14 protein-coding genes and 1 pseudogene are annotated in these 18,386 nt (G+C 51.8%); 9 read left to right on the top strand and 6 right to left on the bottom strand.

Annotation, left to right across the window (positions count from 1 at the left end; translation table 11 throughout):
- Positions 1-21 precede the first annotated feature (21 nt).
- Positions 22-2,268, bottom strand: a complete 2,247-nt coding sequence (locus B157_RS0115955) for an ATP-binding protein (protein WP_020604303.1) — start codon at positions 2,266-2,268, stop codon at positions 22-24.
- A gap of 466 nt (positions 2,269-2,734) precedes the next feature.
- On the opposite strand from B157_RS0115955, the gene B157_RS0115950 reads away from it, so the two are divergent.
- The gene (locus tag B157_RS0115950; protein ID WP_020604302.1) at positions 2,735-3,919 is read left to right on the top strand and encodes a hypothetical protein; all 1,185 of its coding nucleotides are present in this window, start codon (positions 2,735-2,737) and stop codon (positions 3,917-3,919) included.
- Positions 3,920-3,988: 69 nt separating this feature from the next.
- Here B157_RS0115950 and B157_RS0115945 read toward each other — a convergent pair whose 3' ends face one another.
- The 4 genes and pseudogenes from B157_RS0115945 to B157_RS0115925 form a co-directional block, all read right to left on the bottom strand.
- Complete coding sequence (locus tag B157_RS0115945; RefSeq protein WP_020604301.1) at positions 3,989-4,603, bottom strand: porin family protein; 615 nt, start codon at positions 4,601-4,603, stop codon at positions 3,989-3,991.
- Between the two features lie 293 nt (positions 4,604-4,896).
- Entirely contained in the window at positions 4,897-6,357 is a 1,461-nt protein-coding gene (locus B157_RS0115935) for a sulfatase family protein (protein WP_020604299.1), read from the bottom strand.
- Positions 6,358-6,499: 142 nt separating this feature from the next.
- Positions 6,500-6,811, bottom strand: a pseudogene (locus B157_RS35485) (DUF4136 domain-containing protein); the annotation flags it as partial.
- A 40-nt stretch (positions 6,812-6,851) separates the two neighbouring features.
- Entirely contained in the window at positions 6,852-7,844 is a 993-nt protein-coding gene (locus tag B157_RS0115925) for a GRP family sugar transporter (RefSeq protein ID WP_020604297.1), read from the bottom strand.
- A 131-nt stretch (positions 7,845-7,975) separates the two neighbouring features.
- On the opposite strand from B157_RS0115925, the gene B157_RS0115920 reads away from it, so the two are divergent.
- A complete protein-coding gene (locus tag B157_RS0115920; protein WP_020604296.1) occupies positions 7,976-8,419 on the top strand; it encodes a DMT family transporter in 444 nt (147 codons plus the stop codon).
- Positions 8,420-8,473: 54 nt separating this feature from the next.
- The gene (locus B157_RS0115915; RefSeq protein ID WP_020604295.1) at positions 8,474-9,085 is read left to right on the top strand and encodes a hypothetical protein; all 612 of its coding nucleotides are present in this window, start codon (positions 8,474-8,476) and stop codon (positions 9,083-9,085) included.
- A gap of 3 nt (positions 9,086-9,088) precedes the next feature.
- On the opposite strand, the gene B157_RS0115910 is transcribed toward B157_RS0115915, so the two are convergent.
- A complete protein-coding gene (locus B157_RS0115910) occupies positions 9,089-9,553 on the bottom strand; it encodes a Uma2 family endonuclease (RefSeq protein ID WP_020604294.1) in 465 nt (154 codons plus the stop codon).
- Positions 9,554-9,637: 84 nt separating this feature from the next.
- Here B157_RS0115910 and B157_RS0115905 point away from each other — a divergent pair, with 84 nt between their 5' ends.
- The 6 genes from B157_RS0115905 to B157_RS40525 form a co-directional block, all read left to right on the top strand.
- The gene (locus B157_RS0115905; protein ID WP_020604293.1) at positions 9,638-10,906 is read left to right on the top strand and encodes an MFS transporter; all 1,269 of its coding nucleotides are present in this window, start codon (positions 9,638-9,640) and stop codon (positions 10,904-10,906) included.
- Positions 10,907-11,041: 135 nt separating this feature from the next.
- Positions 11,042-11,953: an ABC transporter ATP-binding protein gene (locus B157_RS0115900; RefSeq protein WP_020604292.1), complete on the top strand. Its 912-nt coding sequence runs from the start codon at positions 11,042-11,044 to the stop codon at positions 11,951-11,953.
- A gap of 84 nt (positions 11,954-12,037) precedes the next feature.
- A complete protein-coding gene (locus B157_RS0115895; protein ID WP_020604291.1) occupies positions 12,038-12,397 on the top strand; it encodes a four helix bundle protein in 360 nt (119 codons plus the stop codon).
- 28 nt (positions 12,398-12,425) lie between these two features.
- Positions 12,426-16,079, top strand: coding sequence for an ABC transporter permease/M1 family aminopeptidase (locus tag B157_RS0115890; protein ID WP_020604290.1), 3,654 nt, complete (start codon positions 12,426-12,428; stop codon positions 16,077-16,079).
- 167 nt (positions 16,080-16,246) lie between these two features.
- On the top strand, positions 16,247-17,596 hold the full coding sequence (gene argH, locus B157_RS0115885) for an argininosuccinate lyase (RefSeq protein ID WP_020604289.1): 1,350 nt from the start codon (positions 16,247-16,249) through the stop codon (positions 17,594-17,596).
- A 508-nt stretch (positions 17,597-18,104) separates the two neighbouring features.
- Positions 18,105-18,386, top strand: a 282-nt coding sequence (locus B157_RS40525) for a transposase (protein WP_041952139.1), incomplete at its 3' end; no start/stop codon positions are given.

Here is an 18,386-nt window from a genome sequence, read left to right as displayed (position 1 = left end):
GATTTCTATAGCTAGTACCGGTTACTTCGTTGGAAATGAAACAAAAAAAATCGTGCCTTTGTTTGGCTCGCTCTGGAACCAGATTCTCCCGTGGTGACGGTCAACGATACGCTTCACAATTGTTAAGCCAACCCCGGTTCCCTCAAAGTTCCGGGCATTCTCCAGTCGCTTAAACAGTTCAAACATTCTGTCGGCCTGTTTCATATCAAATCCGATGCCATTGTCTTCTACGGAGTAAACTACCTCATTATCATTCTGGTAACCAGTCACTGTAACAAGTCCGTCCGGTGCTAATTTGGTATACTTGGCGGCATTGCCGAGCAGATTGGTGAACAATTGAAGCACCATCAACGGATCGGCGTAGATTGACGGTGTATTGCCAATTTCCATGCGTAGTGAACGCCCCTGAACAGTTACCATAATATCCTCCCGAATATCGTTCAGTAATTTGTTCATATCTATATGCTGGGTGTCCAGTTCACTACGGCCCATCCGCGAATAATACAGTATGTGCCGGATCAGGCGACGCATCTTGTCGGTTGAATCTATTACTTTATTAAGCAGCGAGTTTGCATCCGGCACAAGGTCCTTTCCGTACTCTTCGAGCAGAATTTCGGAATAACACCGAATAGAGGATAGGGGCGTTCGCAAATCATGCGATACGGTGTAACTAAACGCATCAAGTTCTTCGTAAGCCAGCTTCAGTTGCTGGTTAAGCATACGAATTTCATTGGCCTGTTTGTTCACAATCTGCAACGCATCATCGCGCAGCTTGACAGCCGCCGATACCTCTGCTTTGCTCCAGGGCTCTGAGGTATTATGAACCATTTGTGTCCAGGAAGCAAAACTGGTTCGGGGACTGATTTTCCCAACGCCATTACCGTCGAACGTAACGGGCTTGTTCGGGTTACCCGCCCATGACACTTCCTGAACCCGCTCCGGCTTGAACCAAAAGATATATTCGTTCAGCTCACGCGACAGTACGATAGCCAGCAAACCCGCGCCAACTTCCCTAAATCCCTCGGCTGGCGGGTATAGATTTGGAAGTTGACTGGTTTCCAGGAAAGTTGTCGTATTGGTGGTACTCATCCAGTCGGCCATGCCCCGGATAGCCGATTCGTCGGGTGTCTGGCCCAGTCGATACAGCTTACCGTCGAATAATAAGGCGGCTCCGGGGGCACTGGTCACATCCAGTGCCGTTATAGGGAACTGAGTAATTGCCCGTACAATCGTATCGCTCAGCAATAATTGCTCGTGTAACCGTTGCCCTGCCTGCTGGTATAGTTGCTGGGCGGCAAGGTCCTCCCTATCCTTACGAAACTCCAGGGCTACGGACAAAAGCTGACTCACAAATTTAGCCGTCCTGCGCGCCGGATAATCAACAAAAAGGGGCGTTGTATTGTGGCAGGAAATAAGTCCCCACAATTCATCCTGGTATATCAGCGAAATACTCATGGAAGCCTTCACCCCCATGTTTTTCAGGTACTCGATATGAATGGGTGATACCGCCCGCAGAACAGAATACGTCAAATTCAGCGGCTTGTCATCGGGCCGGTCGGGTTGCGACAGAATTCGGGATGGGGTGCTGTCCACATCAGCAATTAACCGAACCAGATTAACTTTGTACAACTCACGAGCCTGCTTCGGAATGTCGGATGCGGGATAATGCAGGCCCAGGAACGGTTCCAGCTGGTCTTCTTTTTCTTCCGCAATCACCTGCCCGTGCCAATCGGCACCAAACCTGTACACCATTACCCGGTCAAAACCCGTAATAGATTTTACCCGACGGGCGGTATTCTGCAACAGTTCTGTCAGGGTTTGGCTGGTCTGTACTTCCGTAAGCGACTCAGTAATCAGTCGCTGATTCAGTAAGGTATGGCTACTATCGGTATCGCGGGCGTCAATGGCAGGTTCCCATTCCAGTACGATAAGTCCTGCATGCTGATGGATAATCAAATTCAACGCCTGATCATTCACGGTCATCTGATACGGGTTCAGGGTTTCCCACGAACCGTTTGGATCATCTGCCTTCAGCAATGACATCAGCCTGCCTGCCGGTATGTCTGTTTTAGCTACTACACTTTCCAATGGCTGCCCCATCACCTGAGAGGCTGACAAACCAAGTAGATCAGCGATATTTTCGCTGGCATGAACAATGGCATACGTGTCAGGATGGATGGCCAGTAAATAGCCGTATGACTGAATCTGACCGAGAATATGAATAGGCTCCCGGTCGCAGTTAGACAGGTCGACGTTTGCTAAACTCATTGACTAAAAACCTCTTGCTTTAAACGTAATCGCCAAGACGCGCAAACGAGAACGCTGTGCATTAAAGCGTATATAGAACAACGTAGCAAGATAAGCACACAGCGTTAAATTTCCATAAAGACTTATCCAACGAACCCGACAGGCCTAACGCCTGAGGTAGTTGTCCCGGTAACCCTATGAATGTCTGTCCGCTATCTATCTAACAGAAACAGTTTGCCTAACGTATAAAACCTTGTGTCCAATTGGATTTTGGTAATCGGCAGTTCGAATCCCGACATGGCTGTTACGGCCGACCGCTTACCTGCACCCGACGAAACTACTCCTGGAGCACCTAGTTGATGAACCCCGGTGGCGGGTGCGCCATCGGGACAAACGTAGGATACTGATGATTACCAGTCGATTCGGGATTGAATCAACCCCGTTCAGACACTGACTCACCGAACAAAATGGGTACCTTTACCAGTCTATGTCTTTTCCCTGGTTCACTCTTTTTCTGGCAATCACCCTATCGGTTAAGGCTCAGAAGCCCATTCCGCCGACGGTACATACCGACCCGGCCGGGGCGCTAACGGTTTATCGGGATAATCTGACGCGTCTTCGTCACGAACACACGGCGCTGCGCGAACTACCCAACCTGCCGTTTTTCCTGTTCGGCATGGGCGACCGGCTCAAACTCATCTACCGCAACGGGCGCCTGCTGAACGCCCTGACGGGTAACATTGAGGAACAGTGGCGGGTGAAAGAAGAAATCATTGTTCCGTCGGAATACCTCGTTCATCTAGTGTTGACCGATGGGCAACAAATCCAGATCCGGGAAAATGAAAGCGGTGTCTGGCTGCTACAGCCGCCCAGAAAACCAAAATTGATTCCGGGTACCCGCTCCCGACTGAATCTACCCGGTTTCACCAAACAACCGTGGGGCCCCATACTTCGGGTGTTGCATCAGGAAGTCCTCATCAACGTCATTCACGGACGACCCGTCCCTAACTTCCTGGTGTATCTCAAACCCTGGTATCGGGATGCGGCACTGATGGGTATGGTACTGCGGGAAACGAACAATCTATCCCTGATTCAGGACTGGATTATGGCTATAAACAAACCATTCGACCGCAACAACCACGGCATTCCTGAAGTTGACAATCTCGGTCAGGTACTTTTTCTGGTGTCACTGGTTTCCGATAAAAAGCATCCCGTTGTGCAGTCGGTGCTGGATTCGGCAGGCCATTTCCGACGGGGCAATTACGTGGCGGGTCAGACCGATGATGCTGAACACCCGGTTTATCAAACCAAATGGCTCAAATATGGTCTGAAATCGCTCGATTTGCCCGACCCTTACAGCATTCCCAAACAATATGATAGTTATTCGGCGCTATTCTGGTGGGCGTACCGGAATGAACACGTAGCCGGGCCGGAATTTGATAAAAAGATAGCCATTAATTCTCCTTATTATGTTTGGGCAGAAGATCACTTCTATACCCAAAGGCGCGGAATGGTGGGCACCGTCGACTACCCCCTTAGCTGGCAACAGCACGATAGCGATGCGCATTATCCGGGCATGACCGTGTTGGATAAAGACCTGGCAAAACAGAAGTTAGCCTTCACCCACGCCTGGCACGCAGCCGAGATGTTTCTATTGCTGCATGTTCCGTGATGGATGTAGACGAAAGCGGGAAGAAATAAGAGGGGAGATGGTTTCCTGTGTCTCACCTTTCCCTTTCTATCAGCGTGAACCGCCGATAGTGATGCCCGCTTTCACGCTGAAATACGAGTTTTTGGCCGTTAGCGTGAGTCGGCTGGCGTTGTTGGTTACGTTCGTATCACCAATCAGGTTGTAATCTGCTTCGAGGTACACAAGGCTGAACTTAACACCCACTCGACCCATACCACCAATGGTCGTTGTTGCGGGCAACGGATAACGGATTGTCTGGTTTACCTGCTCACTGGCATCAACATAGTACAAACCCGTTCCTACACCCAGATAAGCCCGCAGTGAACTCACAATCGGGATAGTATAGTTTGCCGTCACCAAAGCCGATGAGACAGATTTGGCTTTACTCTGGTAATAGATAACATTGTCCAGAAATTCGGCCCGCTTCACCAACGCCTGCTCCAGACGAATTCCCAAATCAAGATTTTTTACTATTTCATATTGGGGTTCAATTAAATAGACAAACCCACCCTTACTGTCAGTGGCATTCGTAGACTGGTAGGCAGGCAAAGCATACCCTCCGCCGATTTTCACTTTGAAAGGTTTGGCACGCTGGGCGGGTTTGGCATCCTGAGCAATAGCGGCAAAAGAAGTCGAAAATAAAAGGATAAGAAATAATGTACGCATGAGATTAATGATTTGTCTACGAGCCATTAATGGCAGAAAAGTCAACCACAGTGGTTTATGTCAGTGTTGCAACCGGCACGTTTCCATCGGCAGCTATACTCTGTACAACCAAATTCCTGTTTGCGTTGCAGCATACCTGTTCAAAACATACGGAAACGAAACAGCAGGGCAATATTAGTCCATTTTCGCCGGATACGGACGACGGCTTCCCATTTACCCGGACTTTATGACCTGGCCTGCGACACAAAGCGAGCCGTACCAGGGAACGATATTTATTACACTCTCCCCTATTTTTACTCATCCAGAAAAATGATACCGTCGCGCGTTATCCAGGCCCGTGTAGTAGCTTCGTATTTATCTATCTGGTCTCCCCCACCCCCCCGGCGCGGGTCATTTCCCTCTTTCATCCAGGTCGCCAGCCGCGCACTCAACTCTTTTTTGGCCGGGGCAAGTCCGGCATCATTGGCCCGGTTATGGATGTTGTACGGATCGTCTTTCAGCACATACAGTTCTTCGGCTGGGCGTTTGCCAAAGCCCAGCGCAAACAGCGGTTTCACGGCAGTATCGTTTCGATGATCCATCATGTAAATTTTGGTAGGGCCACCGTCCACATCGCCAAAAACAGAAGGTGTATTGGGTATAGATTCATCGCCCGCAGGCATCCGGTCGGGCCGAAAATTTCGGATATAGAGGTACTCTTTTGTCCGGATTGCCCGCATGGGGTAACCGGCTCCATAGTCGAACTCAGGTCGGCATAAACAGTGTCGTTCCCGCTCCAGAAAAACCTCCGGCCGATGCTCGGTTTGCTGTCCACTCAGTATGGGTATCAGGCTGAGCCCATCCAGCACAGGACGTTGTTTGACATCGGCCCAATCCAAAAACGTAGGCATCAAATCAATCAGATTTACGAACGACTCGTTGCGGGCTGGTTGCTTTTCCTGTTTGGAGAAACGGCTGATCAGCAGCGGAACCCGCGTTCCGTAGTCGTACAAATTGGCTTTGGCATGCGGAAATGGCATCCCATTGTCAGACGTAACGACAATGATCGTATTTTCCAGTTGGCCCGCGCTTTCCAGCTTTTTCAGCAACCCCCCAATTTCGCGATCAAGGCGCTCCACCTCTGCCAAATGATCGGCCACATCACCCCTTATTTCAGGTACATCAGGCAGGAAGGCGGGCAAGCGGATTACCTGTGGATCAATACCCGCTTTTTTGCCGCTGCCCAATTCATAAGGCCGGTGTGGGTCGTTGGTCCCAAACCAGAAAAAGAACGGTTTTCCTTTTGGCAACTGATCAATGAGTGTATCAAATTCTGCCATTTTTCCGGCGGGATTCCTGGTATAGCCCATCTTATGAAAATCGCCCGGTGCCCACCCTTTCCGGTCGAAGGCGACCTGATAGCCTTCCTTTTCCAGTAGCTGGACGTAGGTTGGAATTTTATAGTCGAGTTTTCCACATAGGTTCACACCTTCGCCGAGGTTGTGTGGATAACGGCCCGTCAGGATAGCCGCCCGCGATGGGGTGCAGGAAGGGGCAGCGCAATACGCATTTGTAAAAACGGTGCCATTGTGGGCTAATCGGTCAATAGTAGGCGTTCGGATGGTGCTATCCCCGTATAAACTGGCGTAGGGATAACTCCAGTCGTCGGCCAGAATGAACAGGATATTGGGTTTTGGAGGAGCGGCTTCTTTACACGAAAAAAAGCCGAGCGTAACCAGCAGAAAAAAGCCCGGCAGGCAGTAGTTGACTCGCATAACGGAACGGTAGTTTCCTTAAAAGTAGCACGAAATAGTATTCGTCAGGCTGCTTTTACCGAAGTTGTTCAGGATATCTATTTCCAGCCGTCTTTGCCCGGTAAGACGATTTTAACGCCCGCAGGTGCGCTATACGACTGTTTTAACTGGTCCGGTTCGGGAAGCGCTCAATAATACACTCTGCCTGTTTTGTCAACTGAGCGGTGATACGGGCTGGGTCGACAACCGCGTTTTCGGCAGTACCGCGCCACACCAGTTTGTGTGTCTGGGCATCAACGATATCGACAACGAGCGTACCCTCTTTGTAATTTTCCTGTGTGTACTGAGTGCCGCCCCAGCCCCACCAGCCGGGTCCCCAACTCCGGTAGCCCCAACGCCCCCAGCCTAAACAGGGACCGTAGAAAGGAGACAGCGTGGTAGGATTGGCTACCGTTCGGGTCTTGTCTTCCACAAAGAAAAGCCAGTTAGTGGGCTATCAAGGGTCCATTTCCGCCTTATCTGGCCGCAACAATCAGCACTAACCCCAGCACATAACACATACCCATCAGTACCAGATAGCGACCCGACTGCGCCGGGGCACCCCGAAACTCATGCCAGGTGAAAACGCCCCATAAAACGGCGATGAGGGTGGCTCCCTGCCCCAACCCGTAGCTGATGGCGTACCCGGCCGTGCCCGATGCCAGTATACTCGATGCCATACCCAGACACCAGACCATGCCACCCAGTATACCAATCCGATGATTACGCCGACTCACATCAGCGTAGAAAATATCACCATCAGCCGGTTTACCGGCAAACCGACGCAGTATCGGTAAGAAAAGGGGCGTACTTACTACGATACCCAGTGCAAAAATTACCAGGGCGGTGTATGGGGTCAGGCTGCCAGGGTCGGGGTTCTCAAAATCCATCGTCATGGATTTGGCAACAAAGTAGAAGAAGAAACTCAGTAGAAAACCACCCGCCAGCGAAGCCAACACGCCCAGGGTGCTCACCGACTGATCGGTAAGCCGTTTGGCCCGGTACGCCATTGCGCTGAAGACAATGGCCAGAAAGATAACCAAAACCCCGCCAACCAGTAAACCGATATTCCCCGCCGGAGACAGTAGATAATTGACAAGTACGCCAAGAATCAGTGCCAGTCCAATGCCAACCGGCGCTGCCACCGATAAACCGGCCAGTTCGATACCGGCCACAATGAGTATGTTGGCGATATTAAATAAAAAACCACCAACAAGGGCGTAGAACAGATTTTGGGTAGAACCCTGTCGTATATCCGTCAGGAACGACCGGCCCGACTCGCCAATACTACCCAGCGTGAAAGCCAGCAACAGACTCAGGATAAGAATACCATAGGTGTAATCACGATAAAATATAGTAGTTGGTACCGATTGAGTGGTTAGTTTCTGAGTATTGGCCCAGGAGCCCCAGCAGAGCATAGCCAGAAAGCAGAACGCCACTGCCAGAGAATAGTTTGTGATGATAAACATGAATCATTGAGGAAGTCTAAGTTAAGAGTGTAGCAATTTACAGAATATACCTATTACAACAATGTGTCGATAATCCGAAAATCAGTGTTTTGTAATGCATTCCGATTGTACGGTTTCCTACCTTTACAGGCATGAATGTCATTTACTTGTTCTTTGCTTTCCTGATTGGTTTAGCCATCACCGTTCAGGCGGGTGTAAACGCTAACCTGCGCCAGTCCCTGTCCAGCCCGGTTCTGGCCGCCGTTGTTTCATTTGGCTCGGGGCTGGTGGCGCTGGTGCTGATGCTGCTGGCATCGGGTGGTTCGGTACCCGCTATGGACGTAATCAGGCAGGTAAGCTGGTGGAAATGGATGGGGGGCGTGATGGGAGCCGTTTATATGATAACGGTTATCGTCAGCGTGCAGAAAATAGGCACGGCCAACCTGGTCAGCTTGAGCGTGGCGGGGCAGTTGACGGCGGCCATTGTGCTGGACCATTACGGGCTCCTGAACTTTGCGGTACATCCCGCCAACGGCTGGCGGCTGCTGGGTGTCGGCCTGATTGTGGCGGGGGTGCTGCTGGTGGTGAAAAACTAAGTAGGTCATCCGTTGATTTTAGTTCGGAACAGATTGACGTAAAACCAATTACCCGTGTCCATAAATTACCGCTTTTACCCTTCCTTACTCAACACCTTCTCCCGCTACCTACAGGGCGGCAATCTGTCAGCTCAAATGCTGATTGACTCCATCAATCGGGTGCCCACGCCCACCACGACAGCGCAGGAACGGGGCATATCGTTTGAAGAAGCTATCGTGAAAGGCACAGACGAGGAACGGTTCGACCCGGAAATTATTAAGAAAGTGCGAAAGCTGCTCCCCCGACCCATTGTGGATACGCAGGTATACTGCCAGTGGGAAATCGAGGACGTGTTATTCTACGGCTACGTAGACCTGATTGGCAAATTCAAGGCGGTGGATTTAAAAACGACGGGGTCGTACCAGAAAGACCGGTATCTGTTCAATCACCAGAACCTGTACCTCCACGCCCTCAAGCGCAAAGGCATTAAACTGATGGAGTACGTTATCACGGATTTTACCGATGTATACGTAGAAAGTTACGCCCTCACCCACCCCATCGACCGGCAGTTGGAAGAGATTCGGCAGCTAAAGGCATTTCTGGAAGAACACCGCCCGCTCATTACCGACAAAAAGATATTTGTTTCCCCCGGCGAGGAGCCGGATGCCCGCAGAAAGCCGCGTTGATATTTATCGGAACAATTCGCTCATTTCCAGCGAGATACCCAGCTTTTCGTCGGTCAGTGTACCTTCAATCACGTTTTGATAGGTATCCGGGCTGTGCATGATATGCACGATGCTGAAAATAGGATTCACCAGCCAGTACGACTGAACGCCAGCCGCAAAATACTGACGGGCTTTTTCGACCAGTTCTTCCTGCGTTTGCGAAGGTGATATAATCTCAATCACCCCAACGGGCACCTGATTCAGTTTCGTCTGGTCGTGCAATGGGTCAAAACGCATGGGAGGAAATATCCCGATGTCGGGTACGAAACGAGGGGTTTCCAGACTAATTTCAGAGAGAAAACGATACTGTTTTCCGTAGTTGGTAGCCAGCGCTACCAGTAAATTACTCTGGATGATTGAATGGTTTTTGCTGGGCGTGGGTTTCCCTCTTTCTACTTCGTACTCCGATAACTCCACGACTGCTTCCATAGCCCGCTTGTTTTACGTAAACGTATCAATTCTCTCCCCGAATAACAAGCCTTCGGGAAGTCGGTTCGTCGTACTTTTGCGGCCATGTTACAGCGAACACTTTACCTCTACCAGCGGGCGTACCGGGGCCTGTCGCCGTCGGTGTGGTTGCTGGCGGGCGTGATGCTCATCAACCGCTGTGGCACCATGGTATTGCCATTTATGACGCTGTACCTCACGCAGCAACTACACTACTCCGTAACCCAGGCGGGCACGGTGATGGCGGTGTACGGGGCGGGGGCCTTTGTGGGTACATACCTCGGAGGTCGACTGACGGACCGTATCGGTTTCTACGCTATTCAGGTCTTTAGTTTGCTGATGGGAGGTATAGCCCTCATACTGCTTCAGTTCGTCACGGATTTTCACCTGCTATGCGGAAGCGTGTTCATATTCACCCTGCTAGGCGATACCTTCCGCCCGGCCAACCAAGCGGCCATTGCTTACTACTCCGATGTCGAGACCCGCACGCGGGCATTCTCGTTCAACCGACTGGCTATCAACCTCGGCTGGGCCGTTGGCGGAGGGCTGGGCGGGTGGTTGGCCAGCATTCAGTACAACCTGCTGTTCTGGGTTGATGGACTGACGTGTCTGGCGGCCGGTATCGTATTATGGCGGTTTCTACCCGTACCGACAGAGAGCCCTGCCGATAGACAGACGGGCGGTTCGGCAGTACTGGCACAGGCCAAACCGGTATCACCCCATCTATTACCCCACCGCGACCCATTTTTTATCGCCTTCGTGGTATGTAATACGCTGTACCTGATTGCCTTCATGCAGCTTTTCACGATTGTACCGCTGTTTTTCAAAGAGCGACTGCACATAAGCGAAGGGTCCATCGGGCTGTTGATGACCCTGAACGGGCTGCTGGTGGTGGCTATCGAAATGGCACTGGTGTATAAAGTAGAGGAGCAGAAACGGTCTAAAATAAACCTGATTATAACGGGCGTTCTGCTGACAGCGGTTTCGTACGCCGTTCTGGCGCTATCCGGTTTTCGGAACTACGACGACCTTGCATCGACCGGACCGGTAATTGCCCTGCTCTATATTCTTTTCGTTACGTTCAGCGAGATGCTGGTCATGCCTTTTTTACAGTCATTCACGGTTGAGCGGGCCAGTCCGGCCACGCGGGGGCAGTACCTGGCCCTGTACGCGATGGGGGGCGCACTGGCCCAAACTGCCGCTCCCGCCTTGGGGTCGCTGGTGGTGGCTGGTGCGGGCTTTTCGGTTCACTGGCTGGCTATTTCGGGAATTAGTCTGCTATCGGCGGGTGGTTTCTGGTGGCTGGGCCGCCAACTACCTGCCAACCCTGCCTGAATTTCTGGCAGAGCAGGCATTTCTACCTCTTAATGCCCAATCCTGACCGCTTGCAAAAATAGGGCAGCATCTTTCCCATTTAGTTAACATATTTGCCTATAAGGACTTTCCGACAAATAATCCCCTGTTATCTATATGCAACTCGAAATCAATGGCCTCTCCAAAACGTACTCCAATGGAGTGCGCGCGCTTCAGCACGTTTCACTCACGATTAAACAGGGCATGTTTGGTTTGCTCGGCCCGAACGGCGCGGGTAAATCATCGCTGATGCGGACCATTTCCACCTTGCAGGAAGCAGATAGCGGCAGTATCCGGCTGACGGGTTTGCCCAGTGGTGACGAGCTAAACGTACTGACACAGAAGGACGCAGTGCGTCGGGTACTGGGCTACTTACCCCAGGAATTTGGCGTGTATCCACGCGTTACTGCCGAGGCCATGCTCGACCATATTGCGTCGCTCAAGGGCATTGCAAATGGCAGTGAGCGAAAAGAACTGGTGCAGGGTTTGTTGCAGAAAGTGAATCTATACGACGTTCGGAAGAAAAACCTCGGCACATATTCGGGGGGAATGAAACAGCGGTTTGGCATTGCCCAGGCCCTCATTGGCAGCCCCCGACTCATCATCGTCGATGAACCCACCGCCGGTCTCGACCCTGCCGAACGGAACCGGTTTCATAACCTGCTAGCCGAAATCGGGGAGAACACCATCGTTATTTTGTCCACGCACATCGTGGAAGATGTAACGAATCTGTGCTCCGACATGGCCATTATCTGCCTTGGCGAAGTGGTAGCAACGGGCAACCCAAACGAGCTTGTCAAAGACCTGAACGGGAAGATATGGCAGAAGTCGGTGGAGAAAGCCGAAATCGAGACGTACCGCCAGTCGCACCGAATTATTTCGACTCAGCTCAAAGGGGGCAAAACCCGCCTGCATGCCTACAGCGATGTACCCCTGACCGATTTCGATTCCGTTGCCCCTGACCTGGAGGACGTGTACTTCGCGAAGATTTCGGAGGGCACAGTAGTGGGAGCGAGGAGTGAGGAGTGAGGAGTTGCTGACGCAAGTACCAGACACTCAATGGCTCTTCTCTGCTAATACCTTTAGTAAACCCACTAAAACATCAAACCCATCATGGAAAAGACAAAGCATTTTCGCGAGTTGATTGTTTGGCAGAAGGCCCATCAGCTGGTACTGGCCGTTTACAAGCTGACCAAGCTATTCCCTAAAGAAGAGTTGTTTGGACTCACATCCCAACTGAGACGAAGTGCAGTGTCTGTACCAGCCAATATTGCCGAAGGCTATCGGAAACGCGCTATTCCAGACAAATCGAAATTCCTGAATATTGCACAGGGCTCACTGGACGAAACACACTATTACCTCATCTTGGCACAAGACCTTGAGTATGGCAACACGGAACTGATGCAACAAAATCTTGAGGAGGTAGCCCGGCTATTGACTTCTTATTATAACGCCGTAGAAGCCAAACGATAACTCCTTACTCCTAATACTACTACTCCCCATGTTCCTAGAAATTTTCCGTTTTGAACTCGCTTACCGGCTCAAACGCCCCGCCACGTACCTCTACGCCCTAATTCTGTTTCTGTTTACGTTTCTCTTTGTCATTTACGGCAATGGGCCCGCATCGGAGAAAACGAACATCAACTCACCCTACGCTGTCAGTCAGTTTGTGGTGGTGATGACCATTTTCGGGATGCTGGTGGCTTCGGCCATTATGGGTGTACCCGTTTATCGGGATGTGGAGCACAACACCAAAAACTACTTTTTCAGCTTTCCCATCACGGAGCGGGGCTACATTCTGGGGCGATACCTGGGCTCCTTCGTGGTACTGCTGGGCATCATGTCCGTTGGGTTGCTGGGCATTGTCATCGGCTCGCTGCTGGGACCGGTCTTTAACTTAGCGGACAATGTCGAACGCTTCGGCCCGATACGATTCCGGGATTACGCTTACCCGTTTCTGCTGTTCGTTTTGCCCAATATGTTTCTGGTGGGGAGCATCTTCTTCGCGCTGGTAGCGTTTTCGCGGCAAGTATTTACGACCTACGCAGGAAGTATTCTACTGTTTATTGCCTACCTGCTGGGGTCTACGCTGTCGCAGGATTTGGAGAACAAACACCTCGTCAATCTGCTCGACCCGTTTGGCTCCTACGCTTATGATGCCGCTACCAAATACTGGTCGCCGGTGGAGCAAAACGCATTGCTGGCCCCCCTGGAAGGTGATTTACTCACCAACCGGCTCATCTGGTTCGGGGTGGCGCTGCTGGTATTTGCGGGAACGCTCTTCCGGTTTAGCTTCTCCCGGTTTCTGGCCGTGAAACTGGGCAAAAGCCGGGAGAAGAAAGGGGGAGACGTGCTCGAAAAAGCCCCTTCGCTGGCGAGTTTACCCACGCCGAAACCGGTGTTCAGCACGGGCGTTTATATCCGGCAGATGCTGGGGCAAGCCGGGCTGGAGTTTCGGAGCATTATCCGCGACCCATATTTTATCGCCATCATGCTGGGAGCCATTTTGTTCCTGTTTCTGGATGGCTGGTTTGGGTCGCAGATTTACGGTACGCCCTCTTTGCCCACCACCTACGCCATGCTGGAAGCCAGAAACGGTACGTTTTTCTTCTTCGTGCTGATTGTCATTATCTTCTACACCGGCGAGGTTGTTCACCGCGACAAAGTGGTGCATTACGATACCATTGCCGATGCCCTGCCCGTTCCGGACTGGATGAACTACGGCGCCAAACTGCTGTCCATGACCTACATTTGCCTGTTGCTGTGCGGACTGGTACTCGTCTCGGGTGTAGTCAATCAAACTGTGAAAGGTTATTTCAACTACGAGTTCGGGCTGTATATCCGCGACCTGCTCGGCATTGCCTTCACGCAGTATTTCCAGTACGTGATGCTGGCGTTTTTCGTGCATACGCTGGTCAACCAGAAGTTTGTCGGGCATATCGTTACGCTGGTGGTATACATCGTTATCTGGGCGGTCCCCCAGTTTGCCGAGTTTGGCTACCGGCTGGCCCTGCCCTTTTCGGGGGGTGGTGTGCAGATTTCAGACCTGAACGGTTTCGGGCATTACCTGGCCGGGCTATTCGCGTTTCGGCTCTATTGGTACACGTTTGGTGGATTGCTGCTGGTACTGGCACTGTGGTTCTGGAACCGGGGTTCCGACAGCGGTTTCAAAGCCCGCTGGCAACTGGCCCGGCAGCGCATCGGGCGGGGGTCTATGGCCCTGTTCGCGCTGTGTCTGGTGGCCTTTGTCAGTACGGGTGCCTGGATTTACACCAATGTCAGCGTGAAGAATCGCTACCTCTCCGCCGATGAACAGCGCGCTCAATCGGCCCTGTTCGAGAAAACGTACCACAAATACGCCAACGTGCTGCAACCAAAAATTACCAGCGCAAAACTGAACGTCGATGTTTTCCCGGATGAATTCAAAGCCCTGGCTACGGGGCAATTTATCATCGTCAACAAAGGCGACAAGCCCATTGACTCCCTGCATTTTACGATGCCGATTGATAACTTCCACCGGCAATTGACCAAATTCCTGATTGACGGCAAAGAACCCGTAAAAATCCTGAACGACACCAACCTGGGCTATTCCATTTACCGGCTCCCCAAAACCCTGAACCCCGGCGATTCGGCCCGTATGGAGATGACCGTAACGGGGGAATATGTGGGCTTTGCCAACAGCGGCAACAACCGGGATATTGTAAGCAACGGGACGTTTTTCAACGTGGGCATTTTCCCGGGCTTCGGCTACGATGAAAATCAGGAGCTGACCAGTGACAAATACCGGAAGAAATACAACCTCGCGGTGAAAGAATGGACACTTCCCAAACAGAATGACCCCGCCGGTCTGCGTGATTTCCTGTTCACCGACGATGCCAACTGGGTTACGTTCGAAGGTACCATCTCCACTACCCCCGACCAGACGGCCATTTTGCCCGGTCAGTTGTTGAAAACCTGGACCGCCAACGGCCCCGATGGAAAACCCCGTACCTATTTCCAGTACAAACTTCCCGGCTTCTCCGACTTCTTTTTCAGCATGTGTTCGGCCAAATACGGGGTCAAACGCGACACATGGACGGGGACCAATGGCCAGACGGTTGCGCTGGAAGTATACCACCACCCTACCCACGACCGCAACCTCGACCGATTCATGGCCAGTATGAAAGCGTCCCTAAGTTATTACAGCAAAAACTACGCGCCGTATCCGTATCCGGTGTTGCGGGTGCTGGAATTTCCGCGCTATGCCACTTTTGCGCAGTCATTTCCCACTACCGTTCCGTATTCGGAGGAGTTTGGCTGGGTGGGCGATTTCCACGACCCGGATAAAACCGACTACGCCTATTACGTGACGGCACACGAAGTGGCGCACCAGTGGTGGGGGCATCAGATTATGCCCAGCCGGACCCGCGGAGCCAACCAGATTTCAGAGACGATGGCGGAATATTCGGCTCTGATGGTGCTCAAGCAGCGGTACGGCCCCGATGCCATGCCCAAGTTTTTGAAGTATGCTCTCGACCAATACCTAAGGGGCCGGGCCAATGAAGACAAGTTTGAAGCCAACATGCTCGATAACGATACACGGGCTTACGTCTGGTACCAGAAGGGGTCGATGCTTATGTATGCGTTGCAGGATTACATCGGCGAAGCCCGTGTGAACCAGGCCCTGAAGAACTATATGAAAGCGGCCCGGTTCCGGCAGACAGCCCCATTTACGACCTCACTAGAGTGGTATGGTTTCCTGAAGGCCGCCACGCCCGATTCGCTCAAAGGCTGGCTGACGGACAATTTCGAGAAGCTGACGCTCTATGATAACCGCATCACCAAAGCCGAAGCGAAGTCCATCGGCAATGGCCGCTACCGCCTGACCCTGCGCGTGAAAACGGCGACTGAGTACTACGACAAAACCGGCAAAGAACTGAGCAAAGGCAAAGCGCCCATTCTCGTCGACATTGCCGTGCTCACCAGCGATGGTAAAAACAAAGACGGGTTAACCACCAAAGTACCGCTCTACATGCATAAACACAGCCTGACCCCCGGTGAGCATATTATTGAGGTAACCGTGAAAGGCAAACCCGTCAAAGCCGGTATCGACCCCTATAACAAGCTGATTGACCGCGTTTCGGACGATAACCTGGTGAACGTGGATATGCCCTGAAAAGCCTTACGACTAATAGCAAACAATCGCGAAAACGACCGGGCTCTTTGCCCCCCGGACTTTCTTTGCGAACTTTGTCACAAAACCAGCGCGGTTACCAGTCTTTTTACGCGCTGGTTTTGTGGCAATCCGCTCTTTCACTCTTTCACTCTTTCACTCTTTCACTCTTGAAACTCTGGCAAAAAGAAGGTACGCCTGCCGAATCCACGGCCATCGCTGAGCAGATTGAACGCTTCACCGTAGGGCGCGACCGGGAGATGGACCTCTACCTGGCCCCGTTCGACGTGCTGGGCAACCTCGCCCACGCGCAGATGCTCGAAACCATTGACCTGTTGACCAGAGATGAACTCACTCTATTACAGAATGAATTGAAGGTCATTTATCAACAGATTGATCAGGGTACTTTCCAGATTGAGGAAGGGATTGAAGATGTGCATTCGCAGGTAGAACTGATGCTGACGCGGGCGTTGGGCGATGTAGGTAAGAAGATTCATTCGGGCCGGTCGCGCAATGATCAGGTGCTGGTGGATCTGAAACTCTTCACCCGCGACCGGCTCTGGCAGGTTACCAACAGCGTTCAGCGCGTTTTCGACCGACTCATCAGCCGGTCAGAACAGCACAAAGACGACCTTCTGCCCGGCTACACGCACCTGCAAATTGCCATGCCCTCCTCCTTCGGTTTGTGGTTTGGTGCCTACGCCGAAGCCCTCGCTGACGATGTTCTCACGCTGCAAACCGCTTACCGGCTGGCCAACCGAAACCCATTAGGTTCGGGGGCTGGCTACGGTTCGTCGTTCCCGCTGAACCGGACCCTCACGACCGAACTGCTGGGTTTTGAAGGGATGCACGTCAACGTGGTGTACGCCCAGATGAGCCGGGGAAAAACCGAGCAAACAGCCCTGACGGCGCTGGCAGCCGTGGCCACAACCCTCTCCCGCATGGCCATGGACATCTGCTTATACAATAGCCAGAACTTCAGTTTCCTGACCCTGCCCGATGCCATGACAACGGGGTCCAGCATCATGCCGCACAAGAAAAACCCCGATGTGGCAGAGTTACTACGGGCTAAAACCAACCGGCTCAAAGCCTTGCCCATGGAGGTGACGCTCGTGATGAGTAACCTCCCCTCTGGCTACCACCGGGATATGCAGTTGCTGAAAGAGATCCTGATGCCCGCCTTCGACGAAATCCTGGATTGCCTGGCCATCACCGACTTCATGCTGGAACACATTCAGGTAAAAGAGAACCTGCTCGACGAGCCCAGGTACGACCTGTTGTTCAGCGTGGAACGGGTAAATGAACTTGTATTGCAGGGCGTTCCCTTCCGCGAAGCCTACCGAACCGTGGGAAAAGAAATTGCGGAACATACGTATACCCCACCCCGCCAGTTGCATCACACCCACGAAGGCAGCATCGGCAATTTAGGCAACGACCTGATTCAGGAACAGATGGCGCAAAACATAGCCGGTTTCGGTGCCGACAGGGCACAGCAGGCTATCGATAAGTTGTTGGCCTGAACCAGTTAAAACACTGTGACCGGGGCAGGCTGGTCCATACTACACACTTCACCCTTTTTCCTATCTGCGCAATCGCCTACCCAGCCTGGAGTTAACCAGCCAATTCGACTGCCCCGATCACGATACCAAAAAAAGTAATCTCAGGTCTGGTATATTTCTGGAGGGAGAGTACGGCCATGCGTACACCGGGATACCGGCCATTCAGGTTTCTTTCAACGCGAATCAGGTGGAGCACGATAGCAACCTGTACCGGGTGATAGCATCGGGCTATAATACAGGGGGTGGTGATCGAACCAAATTCAACTCGGTAAAAACGAGTTGAATTTGGCAACGTGTTCCAGGCAGACCAAAAAAACGTTTCCTTTCAGAATCACTTTATACTGCGCTTTATGGCATAATATAGTAAATATTTTTAATTATACCGATGCAGTAAAATTTTATTTATTTTAATCTGATTTTAACAGCTGAAGTTACGCAAAGTGGTTAAGTGGACAAATTATCTTTGGTCATGCAAACGAACCTTGATTTATATACAGACTATCTGCTCAGTTCATTCGGCCAAACTTCAGCTACCAACATGGCCCGCCTGATGGATGACCAGCTTAGCCATGATGATGTTACTCGATTTTTAAGCCATCCTCATCAACTTGGCCAAACNCTCTGGAAAACGGTTAAGCCATTAGTTCGAAAGCATCAAGTTGAAGACGGCGTGCTGATCGTTGATGACTCGCTGGTCCACAAGCCCCACAGTCAGGAAACAGGCTTAGTCAGTACCTATTTTGACCATGCC

This window comes from Spirosoma spitsbergense DSM 19989, from assembly GCF_000374085.1.
GTDB lineage: Bacteria > Bacteroidota > Bacteroidia > Cytophagales > Spirosomataceae > Spirosoma > Spirosoma spitsbergense.
This window is presented reverse-complemented; position numbering and strand designations above follow the sequence as displayed.

Coding starts and splice junctions, on each gene's coding strand:
- B157_RS0115895 (WP_020604291.1), top strand. CDS start 12,038: ATGGAAAAGACAAAGCATTTTCGCGAGTTGATTGTTTGGCAGAAGGCC.
- B157_RS0115920 (WP_020604296.1), top strand. CDS start 7,976: ATGAATGTCATTTACTTGTTCTTTGCTTTCCTGATTGGTTTAGCCATC.
- B157_RS0115890 (WP_020604290.1), top strand. CDS start 12,426: ATGTTCCTAGAAATTTTCCGTTTTGAACTCGCTTACCGGCTCAAACGC.
- B157_RS0115950 (WP_020604302.1), top strand. CDS start 2,735: ATGTCTTTTCCCTGGTTCACTCTTTTTCTGGCAATCACCCTATCGGTT.
- B157_RS0115935 (WP_020604299.1), bottom strand. CDS start 6,357: ATGCGAGTCAACTACTGCCTGCCGGGCTTTTTTCTGCTGGTTACGCTC.
- B157_RS0115900 (WP_020604292.1), top strand. CDS start 11,042: ATGCAACTCGAAATCAATGGCCTCTCCAAAACGTACTCCAATGGAGTG.
- B157_RS0115925 (WP_020604297.1), bottom strand. CDS start 7,844: ATGTTTATCATCACAAACTATTCTCTGGCAGTGGCGTTCTGCTTTCTG.
- B157_RS0115955 (WP_020604303.1), bottom strand. CDS start 2,268: ATGAGTTTAGCAAACGTCGACCTGTCTAACTGCGACCGGGAGCCTATT.
- B157_RS0115910 (WP_020604294.1), bottom strand. CDS start 9,553: ATGGAAGCAGTCGTGGAGTTATCGGAGTACGAAGTAGAAAGAGGGAAA.
- B157_RS0115945 (WP_020604301.1), bottom strand. CDS start 4,603: ATGCGTACATTATTTCTTATCCTTTTATTTTCGACTTCTTTTGCCGCT.
- B157_RS0115905 (WP_020604293.1), top strand. CDS start 9,638: ATGTTACAGCGAACACTTTACCTCTACCAGCGGGCGTACCGGGGCCTG.